Genomic DNA, 15,057 nt, shown 5'->3' on the forward strand with positions numbered 1-15,057 from the left:
AGCGCCTCCAGTGCCCGTCGTGCGGCTGGTCTGGTTCGCGCCGTGGGCATCATCCGGGGAACCACCCGGCGCTCCGCCCTGGCCACGCACCAACCCCGTACCGCCCGAGCTGAACGAGCGCGCGCCGGACCGGCCCGATGGCGACTGCGGCCGCCCACCGACGATGCCGCCCTTCGCGCCAGTAGCCCCAGTGACAGCCCGGCCCGAACTTGCGCCTCGCGTACCCGCAGCCCCCGAGGCCGTGGGCTTGCCGGTCACGGGCCCTTGGCTCGCCGGGCCACGACCGCTACCGGTGGAAGACTCGCCGCCCACGACTGTGCCGCGCGGAATTCCCGTTGCAGGCCTGCCGGTTACGGGTTGCGGACGGCCACCCGCCACACCGTTGTTCGTCGGCAGCCGACCAGGAGCTCCGGGGGTTCCCGCACGTCCGGTGGGCGTGGCGCTCGGGCCCTGTGTCGTCGGACCACCACGCATCCCAGGGGTGGCCGGACGCCCCGTCGCCTGCGGCGTCGCAGTCCTTCCCGTTCCGCCCGCTGTGGCAGGCGGTGTAACGCCCCGCCCGTTGATACCTGGCGATCCGATCACACGTCCGCCGACCGGCGTTCCGAAGGCCGGGGAGCTGGGCCCGACGCTGGGGACCCCCGTGGGCGAAGGCGTTGGCGTGTGCCCCACCGTCTGCGCAGGGGTTGCCTGAGGCGCATCCGGAAGCGTTCCGACCGAATCGATACCCATCCGCGCAGGAGGTTCTACGAGCTCGTGCGTTACGGACGCGTGCCCGGGTACAGCGCTCACGCCCGTCGCTTCGACGCCTGCCGACCGCGAAGGGGCCGCGCTCGCCGCGGATCCGCTGTGGGCTGACGGGGCCGTTGTTGCGCCCCCCGACGAGGTGGTAGCGCCGCCCGTCCCGGGGCGAGCCACGTCAGTTGAGGAACGGTCGATATCAGGGTCTTGGATGGCGGTGGGCGGCGGTGGAAACTTAGGCCTATCCAGCGAGTCCATCTGCGAAGACGACAGCGAATAAGCCTGCCCCAACTTTGTCATCTCGGCCGCCGCCTCAAGGCGGACCTTCTCCCGGTCGGCCTTGAGAGCCGCGAGCTCGCTCGACGATTTCGACGCGACCGCCTGGGCATCCGGGTCGTTGTGCGCGGCGTGCGCCGCATCGAGGTTCGCCTTGGCGCTCGGCATGTCCCGGGGGATCGAGGCCTGGGCGGTACCGATCGCGGTGGCCGCCTGCCCCATCCACTTGGACGAGTCCTGGCTGAAGTCGCCCAGCCGGACTGTCGCGTTGGCCAGGTCGGCTGCCCATCCGCGGAAGGCATCCGCGCCCTCGCCCTTCCAACTGACCCACTGCGGACGGATCTTCAGGTCATCCGCAATCTTGTGAATCTCCTTGGCGGCAGCCGCGAGCCGGCCCGCCGCCGCCTGGACCCCGCCGCTGTTGGCCTGGTCGAGCCACTCCAGCATCTGCTCATGAGTGAGGCCCGAGAACTGGGTACCTCCGATGCCGCTGCTGCCGCCGTCAATCGGTGCTTCTGCCATCAGATCGCTCCGCCCGAGTCGCCACCCGAAGATCCGCCAGGGGCCGCGTCCGTGCCGCCCTTGCCGGATCCGCCAGTGGAACCGTCGTCACTCTTCTTGTGGGTCGGCGGCTCGTACTCCCCGCCGTAATGCCGCGTCGTCTCGGCACTGATCGCCTGCATCCGACGCCGGATATCGTCATCGATGTTCGCGTAGCCCTTGTGCGAGGCCAACACTGCGATGCCCATGCCCTCAATGGAGTCGGACAGAATTTTCGAGAGGTTCTCCAGCTCGTTCATCACCGTTGAGTACGACGAGTAGAGACCGGATGCTTCCTTGAACCCGACGTCGCCTCCGCCGAACTGGTGGCGGTTGAGCGGCTCTTGACCGATCTTCTGGGGACCGGCGTCGGAGCCCTTCAAATCCTTGATCAACTGATCAACCCGCTGCTGGAACTTGGTGAACGACTCCAGCTCGGTGACGACCTCGCCCACCGCCGCCTGCGCCGCGCCCACCGCGCCGAGAATGCCGAAGGATGCCCATGGCGATCCCCCGCCGCCGCCACCCGCGTCCTCTGCCATCGCGTCCTCCCCGTTCCCCCGTGCTCGCCGAAGGTCATCGGCCACCGTCGTCTACGAAGTCTCGACAACAACTCTAGCCATGCACACTGTCAGTTCACACGCGGCCCGGTGCAGAGACCATCCACAACGCGTCACACAACGACACGACGTGTCACAAGTTGCAACGGGCAGGCAGGATCACTCCGTTGACGCCATCGCCGGAGCGGACGCGTTCGTCACCACCGCCGCCTGCGGGCGGATCGGGAGGCGGTTGACGGGGCGGCCCGTGGCCGCGCGGACCGCTGAGGCCACCGCTGCCGGGGACGCAACCACCGGGGCCGCGCTCGCCGCCTTCGCTCCGAAGGGGGCCACCACGTCCCGTTCCTCGACCAGTTTGACGATGCGGATGTCGGGGGCGTCCAGGGACGTCGGGAGCGCGTAGCCCGTGAAGTCGGGGTGGCGGACCAGGCCCCTGGGGGTGCGGAGGTTCTCCGTGAGGGCGGCGCCCACGCCCTGCGTGACGCCCGCTTCGATACGGGCCGTCAGCTGGGCGGGGTTGAGGACCCGGCCCACGTCCTGGGCGACCGCCAGCTCCACGACCCGTACGGAGCCGAGTTCGATGTCCACGTCGACCACCGCGCGGATCGCGCAGAACGCGAGGCCCACGAAGGCGTCGCCCTGGCCGTCGGCGTCGAGGGGTTCGGTGGGGTGCGGGCGGCACTGGGCCGTGGCCCACAGTTCCTTGCCGTCCATCGCCTCGGTGACCGTCGTCGACAGGACTCCGTCGTACGACGTGATCTTGCCGTCGGCGATCTGGAGCAGCTCCGTGGACATGCCGAACTTGTGTGCCAAGGGCTGGAGGAGCTGGGTGCGGACCATTTTCGCGGCGCGTTCGACCGCTCCGCCGGACACCCACGTGTGGCGGCCGCGGCAGCCGGGGCCGGCCGGCGGCTGATCGGTGTCGACGGGGGCGACCTGGACCTCGTCGATCCCGAGGGTGTCCTGGACGATCTGGCGGGCGAGAGTGGTGAAGCCCTGGCCGGTTTCGACCGCCGCGCAGATGACCGTGGCCACGCCGTCGTGGACCTTCACCGTCGCCGTCGACACCTCGTCGGTGCCTTCCGCGCCGAGCATGTGCACCATGCCGATGCCGTAGCCCACGCCGCGGCGCACCGCGCCGGGTTCGCCCGCGCCTTCGGGGCCGCCGGGCAGCAGCCACTCGTCCTCGGGAGTGTCCCTGGGCAGCTCCGGGAGCGGGAAGTCCCGTACCGCGCCCAGCAGTTCGGCGACCGGTGCCGGGCACGTCACCGTCTGCCCGGTCGGGAGTACGTCGCCCGTCGCCATGGCGTTGCGCAGGCGCAGCTCCGCCGGGTCGATGCCGAGCTTCTTCGCCAGCTTGTCCATCTGCGCCTCGTAAGCGGCGCAGACCTGGAGGGCGCCTTCTCCGCGTACGTGCCCGGAGGGCGGGTTGTTCGTGCGGACCGCCCAGCCCTCGATGAAGGCGTGCGGGACGACGTACGGGCCGCAGGCGAAGGAGACCGCGGCGGCGAGCGCCTCCGAGGACGTGTCGGCGTACGCGCCCGCGTCGAGGAGGATCTGCGCCTCGACCTTGACCAGCTTGCCCTCGGCGTCCGCGTGGTGGCGGTAGCGCAGGAGGGTGGGGTGGCGGTGGGCGTGGCCGAGGAAGGACTCCTCGCGCGTAGCGGTGAGTTTGACCGGGCAGCCGGTGCTCAACGCGAGTAGCCCGAGCGGGAGTTGGAAGCTCTGGTCCTCGCGGTCGCCGGTCGCGCCGGGCACGCCCGTGACGACGACCTTCACACGCTCGGGTTCGAGGCCGTAGCGGGCGGCGGCGAGATCGCGGTCGCCGTGCGGGTCGGTGGAGGCGATGTAGAGCTCCACTCCCCCGTCGGGCCGCGGGACGGCGAGGCCGGCCTCGGCGCCGATGGGGGCCGGGTCCTGGCGCCCGATGCGGTACTGGCCCTCGACGACGATCTCGCCGACCGCGTCCTGGTCGCCGTGGCGCAGGGGGATGTGGCGGATCAGGTTGCCGTCGGGGTGCAGCGGCTCGGCGGCGAAGGACTGCTCGGGGTCGGTGACCGGTTCGAGCACCTCGTACTCGACGATGACGGCCGCGGCCGCCATGCGTGCGGTGTCCGGGTGGTCGGCCGCAACGGCCGCGATGGCCTCGCCGTGGTGGCGTACGACGTCGGAGGCGAACACCGGGCGGTCCGCGGCTCGGTGGCCGGGAAGGGGCGCACCGGGGACGTCCTCGTGCGTGATGACAGCCCGTACACCGGGCATCTCGCGCGCGTGGGTGGTGTCGATGGAGAGGATGCGCGCGTGCGGGTGCGGGGAGCGCAGGACGGCCGCCCACAGCAGGCCCTCGGCCCACAGGTCGGCCGCGTACGGGAAGGTGCCCTCCGTCTTGGCGCGCGCCTCGGCGGGCGGCAGGGAGGCCCCGAGGCCGTGCGGCAGCGGCTCGGCCACGGGGGCCGCGGGCGCGGTGGCTGTTGCTTCGTCACTCACGCCAGGCCTCCGTCCTGAATACCTTCGGTCGCGCTGGGTCCCGCCTGGTGCGGGATGCGGGCCTCGCCCCCGGCGTCACCCGCGGAGGCGGACGGGCCCGTCGAGTCCGTCGCGGTGGTCGCGCCCGCCGCCGTCGCCTCGCGTTCGGTGACGACCTGCTGTACGGCGTCCAGGATCCCGCGGTAGCCGGAGCAGCGGCACAGGTTGCCGCACAGCGCCTGGCGGGTCACCAGTTCGGTGGGGGCCGGGTTGCCCTCGAGGAGGTCGTGCACGGTCATCGCCATCCCGGGCACGCAGAAGCCGCACTGGACGGCGCAGCGGCCGGCGAGGGCACGCTGCACGTCGGAGGGCTGCCCGTCGACGGCCAGGCCCTCCACGGTGCGTACTTCGCTGCCGGCGGCGGTGGCGCCGGGCACGAGGCAGGAGGCGACGAGGCGGCCGTCGACCTGCACGTTGCACGCGCCGCACTCGCCTTGTGAGCAGCCGTCCTTGGCCCCGGCGAGGCCGAGGCGCTCGCGCAGGACGTAGAGCAGGGACTCGCCGATCCACGCGCCGGTGACGGGGCGGTCGGTGCCGTTGACCCGCAGGACGTAGGAGGCGAGGGGGTGGTCGTCGTGGAGGGGCGCGGCCACGGCGTCGGGGGCGGGCTCGTCCGGGGCGGCGTCCTCAGCAGCGGGGGCTTCGGTGACCTCGGGGGCCTCGTCGACCTCAGGAGCCGCAGAGACCTCCGTGACCTCCGTGACCTCCGTGACCTTCGAAGCCTCGGCAGTCGGCACCCGCACCGGCTCCTCCGCCGACTCGGCGGCGACGTCCGCGAAGGCATGCGCCTCGTCGTCCGCCGTCCCGACCGGCTCGGGTTCGCCGTGTACGGCGTGTATGTCGCTTACGTTCCCCTGCGCCAACTCCGGCTCGAACTCGGGCTCGAACTCGGGCTCCGGAACTCCCTGCGAAGACTCCCGTGCCCACTCCTCCGCAGCCCACGGCGCCACCGCGCCCCCCGGCAGCGTCGCCGGAGGTGTCCGGCCCCACTGCGCGGCGAGGGACGACGTGGTGAACTCGCCCGACTCGTCCGGAAGATCCCCTTCGGCGATGACCGGAATCGACCACTGCCCGGTCTGGCCCGCCTGCCCCGCCGGTTCGGCCACCGCATGGTCACGGGCGGGCGGCGCCTGGTGCTCGACGTCCGAGAAGTTCCACTGCCCGGTCACCCCGGCCCCGTGGCCGTACGAAGGCGTCGCCTCCGGAGCGGCCGGTTCGATGTGTTCGGCGTGTTCGGCCGGTTCGGGCCAGTGCACCTCGCCGGTCCCGGCACCCGTGGGCGCCGCCTGCGCGCCCGTCACGTCGGGCGGCAGCACCCACACACCGGTCGCCGCCGGGTCCGTGGCCGCGGGGCCGCCGGGCGCGATGGTGATCTGCGGCGGTACGTAGCCGTGTCCCGGCGCGGCCAGCGGCACGTCGGGCAGGCCGCCCTCGGGGAGCTGCACGAAGGCGGTGGCGTCCGCGTCGTAGTCGCCGTGGGGCAACGGCTCCCAGCCGCCGCCCTGGTGGCCACCGTGGCCACCGTGGTTGTGCTCGTCAGTCACGACAGCGCCCTCCCAAGTGCACGTCGGGCCAGCGCGGCGACCGTGCGCCGCAGGTGCAGTACGGCGGGCGGCAGCTGTTCCTGGGTGCCGTCCGGGGCCGGGGCGGCGTCGGGGATGCAGGCCGCGGCGACGTACTCGCCGAACGCGGTCAGCGCCTCGGGCACGAGCATCCGCTCGCCGTCCCAGTCGATGAGCGAGGCCACCCACTGCTCGGCCTCCAGGGGCCGCAGCGGCATGGGCGCGATGGCGCCGACCGCGCACCGCACGCCACGCCTCGCGGGGTCGAGGACGAGCGCGACGGACGCGAGGGCGCGCCCGGGGCCGGTGCGGCCGGTGGCCTTGAGGAAGGTCTGCGGGGCGTGCAACAGCGGCACGCGTACGAAGCCGATGAGCTCGCCGGGCCTGAGCATCTCCATGCCCGCGAGCAGATGGGAGACGGGCACCTCGCGCCGCGCGCCGTCGGGGCCCGCGATGATGAGGGTGGCTTCGAGTGCGGCCAGGACGGGCAGTGTGTCGCCGGTCGCGGCGGCGGAGGCGATGTTGCCGCCGAGGGTGCCCGCGTTACGGATCTGGGGCGGTCCCGCGGCGCGGGCCGCGGCCGCGAGTGCGGGGATCAGGGCGGCGAAGTCGGGGCGCCCTATGCGGGCGTGGGTGAGGCCGGCGCCGAGCAGAGCGTGACCGTCCTGGTACTGCCAGCCGCGGATCTCGCTGATGCGGCCGAGGCCGACGAGGGCGGCGGGGCGCAGCAGTCCGGCGTTGACCGAGGCCATCAGGTCGGTGCCGCCCGCGACCGGGACCGCGGCGGGCATGGCGGCGAGTGCTGCCACGGCCTCGTCCAGCGAGCCCGGGAGCGTCACGGCCTGCGTTGCGTGCGTGGTCAAACCGGCTGCCCCTTCCCGATGTCCGGCACTTCGCCCGGCGGCTTCGGCATGTGAGCCGTCGTTCGCGCCGTTACGCCTGTTCCGCCGTACGGTACGTGCTGACAGGCCGGACGTGGCAACTCTGGCACATCTTCCCGGGGGCCCGGCGAGGGGGTCCGCTAGGAGGCTTTCGCCCCGAGGACCAGGGAGATGGGTCGGTTTCCCCCCTGGTCGCCGGTCAGCGCGCATTGCCACTCTTCGGTGATTTTTGTAAGGCTTTTCGTGCGGTCCCACGGTCCCAGGGCCGAAGCCCCGGGGCACGCGTACGGCGGGCGTCTCACACGTTCGGGGGCGCCCCCTCGATCGGGCGTCCGAGCACACCCGGTCGCTGCTGCCACGGAAGGGGGCCCGTGGGCGGGCGGTAGCCGACGCCGAGGGCGTCAAGGCGGCCGTAGTGGGCGGTCATGCGGCGCCGGAAGTCCGCGTAGTCGCGCTCGGCGGGGGCGGGCAGGGCGCTCCAGGCGACCTCGGCGAAGGCGGCCAGGCGCGGGAACACCTGGTAGTCGACGCGGGCCTGGCTCTCCATCACCTCGGTCCACACGTTGGCCTGGGTGCCCAGGACATGCCGCGCCTCCTCCTCCGTGAGCTGCGGGGGGACGGGCTCGAAGCGGTAGACGTCCTCCAGCGTGCGGACGTATCCGATGGGCATCGGCTCGTCGTCGCCCGGCGCCTGACGGTGGTCCAGGTACACCTGCTGCTCGGGGCACATGACGACGTCGTGTCCGGCCCGGGCGGCGGTGATGCCGCCCTGGTAGCCGCGCCAGGACGACACGGCGGCGCCGGGCGCGAGGCCGCCCTCCAGGATCTCGTCCCAGCCGATGAGACGCCGTCCGCGCTCGGTGAGCCAGGTGTCGAAGTGCCGGATGAACCAGGACTGCAGCTCGTCCTCGTCCTTCAGGCCGAGTTCGTCGATCCGGGCCTGGGCGGCGGGCGACTGCTTCCACTGGTCCTTGGGGCACTCGTCGCCGCCGATGTGAATGAACGGCGAGACGTCGGCGGGGAAGAGGCCGAGGAGTTCCTCGAATACGCCCTCGTAGAAGCGCAGGGTCTCGTCGGTCGGCGCGAGTACGTTCGGGGTTACTCCCCAGTTGTCCCAGACGGTGAGGGAGGCGGTGTCGACGACGTCCGTGTTGCCGAGTTCCGGATAGGCCGCGATGGCCGCCTGGGAGTGGCCGGGGACATCGATCTCGGGGACGACGCGGATATGCCGTTCGGCGGCGTACGCGACGATCTCGCGGATGTCGTCCTGTGTGTAGAAGCCGCCGTGCGGACGGTCGTCCCACAGGGGCGACGCGCGGTGGCCGAATTTCGTGCGTGCTCGCCAGGCGCCCTGCTCCGTGAGCTTGGGGTGGCGCTTGATCTCGATGCGCCAGCCCTGGTCGTCGGTGAGATGGAAGTGGAAGACGTTCAGTTTGTGGGCAGCGAGCAGGTCGAGATAGCGCAGGACTCCGTCCTTGGGCATGAAGTGACGTGACACGTCGAGCATCAGGCCGCGCCAGGCGAAGCGGGGGGCGTCCTCGACAGTGCCGGTGGGGACGGTCCACCTGCGGCCCGGTTCGAGGGGCGCGCGCCGGAAAGCGTCGGGGCCGAGGAGCTGACGGAACGTCTGGGCTCCCCAGAAGACACCGGCCGCGCTGCCTCCTTCGATACGGACCACCCGCTGGTCGACGATCATCCGGTAGGCCTCCGGGCCGAGTTCCGGGTCGATGCGCAGCTCTATGCGGGTTTCACCGTCGCGCAGGTCAACGCCGGTGCCGGCGTAGGGCAGGCCGAGGCCCGTGGCCGCTCCGACGGTCGAGCGCAGCCAGCGGGCGACGCCCTCGGTGCCCGCGCCGGCGTCGATGGTGGTGGCGTCGCCGAGTGCGTGGAGGCCGTCACCGGGCGCCGTCCGGCGGGGTGCGGGAATGAGATCTGCCGAAGTCACTGACGTCAGTCCTTAACCGCGCCGCCGAGTCCGGACACCAGGCGCCGCTGTACGAGTACGAAGAAGACCAGTACCGGAATGGTCATTACCGTCGACGCCGCCATGATGCCGCCCCAGTCGTTCTCGTCGGGTTTGAAGAAGACGAGCAGGGCCATGGGCAGGGTCGACTGCGAGGTGTCGCTGATGATGAAGGACTTCGCGAACAGGAAGTCGTTCCAGGTGGAGATGAAGGAGAAGACGCTGGTCGCCACGAGGCCGGGAAAGACCAGCGGGAAAAGGATCTGCCAGAGGAACCGAGTGCGGCTCGCCCCGTCGATGTACGCGGCTTCCTCAAGCGCTTCAGGGACGGCCTTCACAAAGCCCCGGAGCATCCACACGGCGAACGGCAGCGAGAACGCCAGGTGGGGCAGGATCAGTGAGCCGAGCGTGTTGAGCTGCCCGAAATCCCGCATGAGGAAGAAGAGCGGAATGGTGAGGGCCTCGACGGGCACCATCTGCGCGACCAGGAACATGATGAGAAGCGTCGTGCGGAACCTGAACCGGAACCTTGTCACCGCGGTCGCCGCGAGGAATGCGACGAGGGCGGAGACCACGACGACGGTGCCCGCGACGATCAGACTGTTGAGGAAGTACCGGCCGAATTCTTCCTGTTGGAAGACGCGCCGGAAGGAGTCGAGCGAGGGCGCGAGCGTCCAGGGTCTCGGCTCGGTCGACTCGATCTCGCCTGCCGGCTTGAAGGCGCCGAGCACCATCCAGTAGAGGGGGAAGGCGACGACGAGGGCGATCAGGAGAGCGGACGCCTCGGCGGCGAGTCGCCACGGCCGCCGTACCCTCACCCGGACCCGTACTCGTACTCGTACTCGTACAGAGCTCACAGCGCTCACGGAACTCGCAGCACGTACGGAGCTCACAGCTCCTCCCCTCTGCGGCGCAGGATCCGCAGGTAGCCGAGCGTGACGGCGAGCAGGATCAGCAGCATGACGACGCCGATCGCCGAGCCGAGGCTGTACTGGCTGGACGCGAAGGCCTTCTGGTACGCGTACACGTTGAGCACGAGGTTCTGGCCCGCGATGCCGCCGCCGTTCGTCATGACGTAGATCTGGGTGAACACCTTGAAGTCCCAGATGACCGACTGGACGGTGACGACGAGGAGGATCGGCCGCAGCATCGGGGCGAGGACCGAGCGCCAGATCCGCCACTGCGAGGCCCCGTCGAGCGCCGCCGCCTCGACGACCTCCGCCGGGACCGCCCTGATGCCCGCGTACACGGTCACCATCACGAACGGGAAGGAGCACCACACCACTTCGAGAAGGACGAGCGCGAAGGCGCTGTAGCGGCCGTACGTCCACGAGAAGTCACCGAGCCCGAACACCCGGTTGACCGGGCCGAAGTCCGGATCGAAGAGGAACATCCAGACCGTGGAGCCGGTGACGGCGGGGGTCGCCCAGGCGCCGAGCGCGGCCAGCATGAGGGCGAGCCGGGGCAGGGCGCGTACGCGGGTGAGCAGGACGGCGAGGGCGCAGCCGACAGCGAGGGTGGAGACGACGCACGCGGCGGCGAACAGGACCGTGGCGAGCAGCACCTGCCAGAACTGTTCGTCGGCGAAGAGCGTCGCGTAGTTCCCGAGCCCCTGGAAGGTGGTCGGTTCGCCGCCGCTGACCTGGGCCTGGGTGTATTCGAGGAACGAGATCAGGCCGAGTTGGTAGACGGGGTAGACAAGGAGCCCGCCGAGGAGGAGCAGAGCGGGGGCGAGATAGAGCCAGGGGGTCCAGGCGCCGGTGCGGCGGGCGGTGATGGCCATGCGGTCAGCCCGCGGCGCGGAAGGCGGTGTCCATCTTCTTCGCCGCGTCCCGCGAGGCCGTCGCCACGTCCTTACGTCCGCTGACGATCTCCTGGAACATGGTCGGCAGGACGAGCGAGGCGTCTATCTGGCCCCAGGCGGGCGACGCGGGCACGAACTTGGCTCCGGCGCCGAGGGTCTTGATGAAGGGCGCGACGAAGGGCTCCTTCTTCGCGACGCTCTCGCGGACGTCCGTGTACGTGGGCAGGAAGCCCATCGCGTCGAAGAGCTCGCCCTGCGTCTTCTTCGAGGCGAGGCTCTTCATGAGGTCCACGGCGAGCGTGCGGTGCGAGGTGCTCTTGAGTACGCCGATGTTGTTGCCGCCCGCGAAGGCCGGCGCGATGTCGCCCTTGTCCGCGCCGGGCAGCGGCACGACGGCGTACTTGCCCTTGACCTTGCCGTCCTCCATGGCCTGGTGGCTGAAGTCGCCGCCGATGGCCATGCCGGCCTTGCCGGAGGCGAAGGCGGTGACGGTGTCGTTGCCGCCCATGCCCGCGCACTTGGCGGCGGGACAGTTGTCGCCGCCGAAGAGGGACGTGTACGCCTCGATGCCCTTGCGCGCGGCCGGGCTGTCGATGGTCGACTCGTACGATCCGCCCCTCTTCTCGGCGAGTTCGCCGCCCTGGGACCAGATGAAGGGCATGGCGCCGTACGTGTAGGCGCCGCCGACCGCGAGGCCGTACAGGTCCGGCCTCTCCTTGTGGATCTTCCGTGCCGCGGCGGCGAGTTGGGCCTGTGTCGTCGGGACGTCGAGCTTGAGGTCCTTGAAGACGTCGGTGCGGTAGTAGAGGGCGCGTACGCCGACGAAGTAGGGGGCGCCGTAGATCTTTCCGTCGACGGTCACGGACTCCTCGGCCGTCGGGTCGGTGTCCTTGGCCTCGGACCAGGCGCCGAACTCCTCGGTCACGTCGGCGAGGCCGCCGTCCTTGACGTATCCGGCGGTGTCGGTGTTGCCGTACTCGATGACGTCGGGGGCGCTCTTCGGGTCGTTGAAGGCGGCCTTGATCTTCTCGGCGCGGGTCTCGACGGGTATGTACTCGACCTTGACGTCGGCGCCCTTGTGGGACTTCTCGAAGGCGGCGACGGCCGCGTCGACGACCTTCTGCTTCGGCTGGTTGTTGACCTCCTGGAAGAGCCAGACGCGCAGGGTCCCGCTCTTGTCGTCCCCGGCGGAGCCGTTGTCCGAGGTCCCGGGGGCGCAGGCGGTGGCGAGGGCAAGTGCGGCCAGGGGCAAGGCCATTCGGACGGGGAGCTTCATGGGGGCAGCCTCCGAAGTGTCGTTGCAACATACGCAATGGCGGTTTTGCTGTGCACAACACAGAGGAGGCTAGGAGGTCCAGACCACTGAGCGCAACGGTTGCGGAGGCAGCACAAAGGCCCCCATGGCGCGACAAATGCGCACCTCGGGGGCCTTTCGCGGCAGGCTCAGGAACCTTTCGCGGCTGCGGGGGCCGCTACTTCTTGTCCTTGCCGCCCTTGTCCTTGTCGCCGCCGGCGCCCATGGACTCGTAGATCTCCTTGCACATGGGACACACGGGGTACTTCTTCGGGTCCCGGCCCGGCACCCAGACCTTGCCGCAGAGCGCGACGACCGGCGTCCCCTCGAGGGCGCTCGCCATGATCTTGTCCTTCTGGACATAGTGGGCGTAGCGCTCGTGGTCGCCGTCACCGTGCGATGTCTGCGGCGTCGGCTCTACGAGGGTCCCCGTACCTGTCCCGCGCTCGGGCTCAAGAGTGCTCATAGAAGCCAAGGGTACTTAAGCGCCGGGATAAGGGGCAGCGGCCTCGGGGTGAAGGGCCCGCACCCCCGATTCCCCTCGATCACGACACCGGCCGACGGCCTCAGTTGAGCGACGGATCGTCCGGGTACGTCGCCACCATCGCCAGGTCGCTGCGCTGGCGTCGCAGCACCGCGCGCCACAGGCCCTCGGGGTCCGTCGACGAGACGTCGCCCGGCTCCGACTCGACGACGTACCAGGCGCCGTCGGTCAGCTCGGACTCCAGCTGGCGCGGGCCCCAGCCCGCGTACCCCGCGAAGATCCGCAGGGATCCGAGCGCGGAGGCGAGCAGCTCGGGAGGGGCCTCCAGGTCGACCAGGCCGATCGCGCCGTGGACGCGGCGCCAGCCGAGGGGCCCTTCGTCGCCGGGGATCACCGCGACGCCGAGCGCCGAGTCGAGTGAGACCGGGCCGCCCTGGAAGACGACGCCCGGATCGCCGGCGAGCTCGCCCCAGCCCTCCAGGATGTCGCCGACCCCGACCGGCGTGGGCCGGTTGAGGACGACGCCGAGCGAGCCCTCCTCGTCGTGGTCGAGGAGCAGCACGACCGCCCGGTCGAAGTTCGGGTCCGTGAGGGCGGGTGTGGCCACGAGCAGCCGCCCTGTGAGCGAGGACACCTCGGTCATGCCAGACATGATCCCGCATCTTGCCTCCGAGCGGGGAGTCAATGGCCCTTCCCGGGTGCGCCCAGCTCAGAGACGCCTCACGCGCCCGGGGCGCGCGCCGTGAACCGCCCCTGGAAGGTGACCCTCCGCGCCCGTTTAGCGACATTTCGTGTTGTAGCGAAGTCATGACGTCCCCCCGGTGCACTTGGGCTTACGGAAGGGGGGTAGGCGGCCCTTACGCTTATGCCTTGGCCCGCCCAGCGGCCCGGCCCGAAAGGCCTCGCCCGACGGCTCCGCCCTGCGGTCCTGCCCATCTGTCCTGTCCATCTCATCGGAACGCGAGATTCATGACCGTCACCGACGATGTACTGCTTGTCCACGGCGGAACCCCGCTGGAGGGCGAGATCCGTGTCCGCGGCGCGAAGAACCTCGTGCCCAAGGCCATGGTCGCCGCGCTGCTCGGCAGCGAGCCGAGCCGACTGCGCAACGTCCCGGACATCCGGGACGTCCGGGTCGTACGCGGCCTCCTCCAGCTGCACGGCGTGACGGTCCGCCCGGGTGAGGAACCCGGCGAGCTGATCATGGACCCGTCGCACGTGGAGAGCGCCAACGTCGCCGACATCGACGCGCACGCGGGCTCCTCGCGCATTCCGATCCTGCTGTGCGGGCCGCTCCTGCACCGGCTCGGCCACGCGTTCATCCCGGGCCTCGGCGGCTGTGACATCGGCGGCCGGCCGATCGACTTCCACTTCGAGGTGCTCCGCCAGTTCGGCGCGACCATCGAGAAGCGGGCGGACGGTCAGTACCTGGAGGCCCCGCAGCGGCTGCGCGGCACGAAGATCCGGCTGCCGTACCCGTCGGTCGGCGCGACCGAGCAGGTCCTCCTGACGGCCGTGCTGGCCGAGGGCGTGACCGAGCTCTCGAACGCGGCCGTGGAGCCCGAGATCGAGGACCTCATCTGCGTTCTGCAGAAGATGGGCGCGATCATCGCCATGGACACCGACCGGACCATCCGGGTCACGGGTGTCGACAAGCTGGGCGGCTACACGCACCGCGCCCTCTCGGACCGTCTGGAGGCCGCGTCGTGGGCGTCGGCCGCGCTGGCGACCGAGGGCAACATCTACGTCCGCGGCGCCCAGCAGCGCTCGATGATGACGTTCCTGAACACGTACCGCAAGGTCGGCGGCGCCTTCGAGATCGACGACGAGGGCATCCGCTTCTGGCACCCGGGCGGCTCGCTGAAGTCGATCGCCCTGGAGACGGACGTCCACCCCGGGTTCCAGACCGACTGGCAGCAGCCGCTCGTCGTGGCGCTGACGCAGGCCTCGGGCCTGTCCATCGTCCACGAGACGGTCTACGAGTCCCGCCTCGGCTTCACGTCCGCGCTGAACCAGATGGGCGCGCACATCCAGCTCTACCGTGAGTGCCTGGGCGGCTCGGACTGCCGCTTCGGCCAGCGCAACTTCCTGCACTCCGCGGTCGTGTCGGGCCCGACGAAGCTCCAGGGCGCCGACCTGGTCATCCCCGACCTGCGCGGCGGCTTCTCGTATCTGATCGCCGCCCTGGCCGCCCAGGGCACGAGCCGCGTCCACGGCATCGACCTGATCAACCGCGGCTACGAGAACTTCATGGAGAAGCTCGTGGAGCTGGGTGCGAAGGTCGAGCTGCCCGGCAAGGCGCTCGGCTAGCCACAAGCCCTGCTGGGGGTCCGGGGGTCACTCCCCGGGCAGACACAGCATGGAGAAGCTCGTGGAGCTGGGCGCGAAGGTCGAGCTGCCCGGCAAGGCACTGGGCTAGCCACAAG

General features: G+C 70.7%; 10 protein-coding genes and 1 pseudogene. 1 reads left to right on the plus strand and 10 read right to left on the minus strand.

Going from position 1 to position 15,057, the window contains the following annotated elements; translation table 11 throughout:
• Nucleotides 1–1,538: 1,538 nt before the first annotated feature.
• From ACWFR4_RS23470 to ACWFR4_RS23515, 10 genes and pseudogenes are all read right to left on the minus strand, one after another.
• Nucleotides 1,539–2,099, minus strand: coding sequence for a hypothetical protein (locus ACWFR4_RS23470; RefSeq protein ID WP_453654313.1), 561 nt, complete (start codon nt 2,097–2,099; stop codon nt 1,539–1,541).
• Between the two features lie 177 nt (nt 2,100–2,276).
• A complete protein-coding gene (locus ACWFR4_RS23475) occupies nt 2,277–4,604 on the minus strand; it encodes a xanthine dehydrogenase family protein molybdopterin-binding subunit (protein WP_453464795.1) in 2,328 nt (775 codons plus the stop codon).
• Nucleotides 4,601–6,187 carry a 2Fe-2S iron-sulfur cluster-binding protein gene (locus ACWFR4_RS23480; RefSeq protein WP_453654315.1) on the minus strand — a complete coding sequence of 529 codons (1,587 nt, stop codon included), beginning with the start codon at nt 6,185–6,187 and terminating at the stop codon, nt 4,601–4,603. The genes ACWFR4_RS23475 and ACWFR4_RS23480 overlap by 4 nt, the downstream gene beginning before the upstream one ends.
• Nucleotides 6,184–7,068: an FAD binding domain-containing protein gene (locus ACWFR4_RS23485; RefSeq protein ID WP_453464800.1), complete on the minus strand. Its 885-nt coding sequence runs from the start codon at nt 7,066–7,068 to the stop codon at nt 6,184–6,186. The genes ACWFR4_RS23480 and ACWFR4_RS23485 overlap by 4 nt, the downstream gene beginning before the upstream one ends.
• Nucleotides 7,069–7,384: 316 nt before the next feature.
• On the minus strand, nt 7,385–9,031 hold the full coding sequence (locus tag ACWFR4_RS23490) for a beta-N-acetylhexosaminidase (protein ID WP_453654317.1): 1,647 nt from the start codon (nt 9,029–9,031) through the stop codon (nt 7,385–7,387).
• Between the two features lie 5 nt (nt 9,032–9,036).
• Complete coding sequence (locus ACWFR4_RS23495; RefSeq protein ID WP_453654319.1) at nt 9,037–9,915, minus strand: carbohydrate ABC transporter permease; 879 nt, start codon at nt 9,913–9,915, stop codon at nt 9,037–9,039.
• A 23-nt stretch (nt 9,916–9,938) separates the two neighbouring features.
• Nucleotides 9,939–10,820: pseudogene (locus tag ACWFR4_RS23500) on the minus strand (carbohydrate ABC transporter permease); the annotation flags it as partial.
• 16 nt (nt 10,821–10,836) lie between these two features.
• Entirely contained in the window at nt 10,837–12,129 is a 1,293-nt protein-coding gene (locus tag ACWFR4_RS23505) for an extracellular solute-binding protein (protein WP_453654322.1), read from the minus strand.
• 196 nt (nt 12,130–12,325) lie between these two features.
• The gene (locus ACWFR4_RS23510) at nt 12,326–12,613 is read right to left on the minus strand and encodes a DUF3039 domain-containing protein (protein ID WP_100593929.1); all 288 of its coding nucleotides are present in this window, start codon (nt 12,611–12,613) and stop codon (nt 12,326–12,328) included.
• A gap of 100 nt (nt 12,614–12,713) precedes the next feature.
• Nucleotides 12,714–13,274: a YqgE/AlgH family protein gene (locus ACWFR4_RS23515; RefSeq protein WP_266671061.1), complete on the minus strand. Its 561-nt coding sequence runs from the start codon at nt 13,272–13,274 to the stop codon at nt 12,714–12,716.
• 326 nt (nt 13,275–13,600) lie between these two features.
• Here ACWFR4_RS23515 and murA point away from each other — a divergent pair, with 326 nt between their 5' ends.
• Nucleotides 13,601–14,941 (plus strand): UDP-N-acetylglucosamine 1-carboxyvinyltransferase, encoded by a 1,341-nt coding sequence (murA, locus tag ACWFR4_RS23520; protein WP_100593927.1) that lies wholly within the window; start codon nt 13,601–13,603, stop codon nt 14,939–14,941.
• Nucleotides 14,942–15,057: the final 116 nt, after the last annotated feature.

This window comes from Streptomyces sp. NPDC055140 (genome assembly GCF_053607285.1).

Coding starts and splice junctions, on each gene's coding strand:
- ACWFR4_RS23470 (WP_453654313.1), bottom strand. CDS start 2,099: ATGGCAGAGGACGCGGGTGGCGGCGGCGGGGGATCGCCATGGGCATCC.
- ACWFR4_RS23505 (WP_453654322.1), bottom strand. CDS start 12,129: ATGAAGCTCCCCGTCCGAATGGCCTTGCCCCTGGCCGCACTTGCCCTC.
- ACWFR4_RS23510 (WP_100593929.1), bottom strand. CDS start 12,613: ATGAGCACTCTTGAGCCCGAGCGCGGGACAGGTACGGGGACCCTCGTA.
- ACWFR4_RS23515 (WP_266671061.1), bottom strand. CDS start 13,274: ATGACCGAGGTGTCCTCGCTCACAGGGCGGCTGCTCGTGGCCACACCC.
- murA (WP_100593927.1), top strand. CDS start 13,601: ATGACCGTCACCGACGATGTACTGCTTGTCCACGGCGGAACCCCGCTG.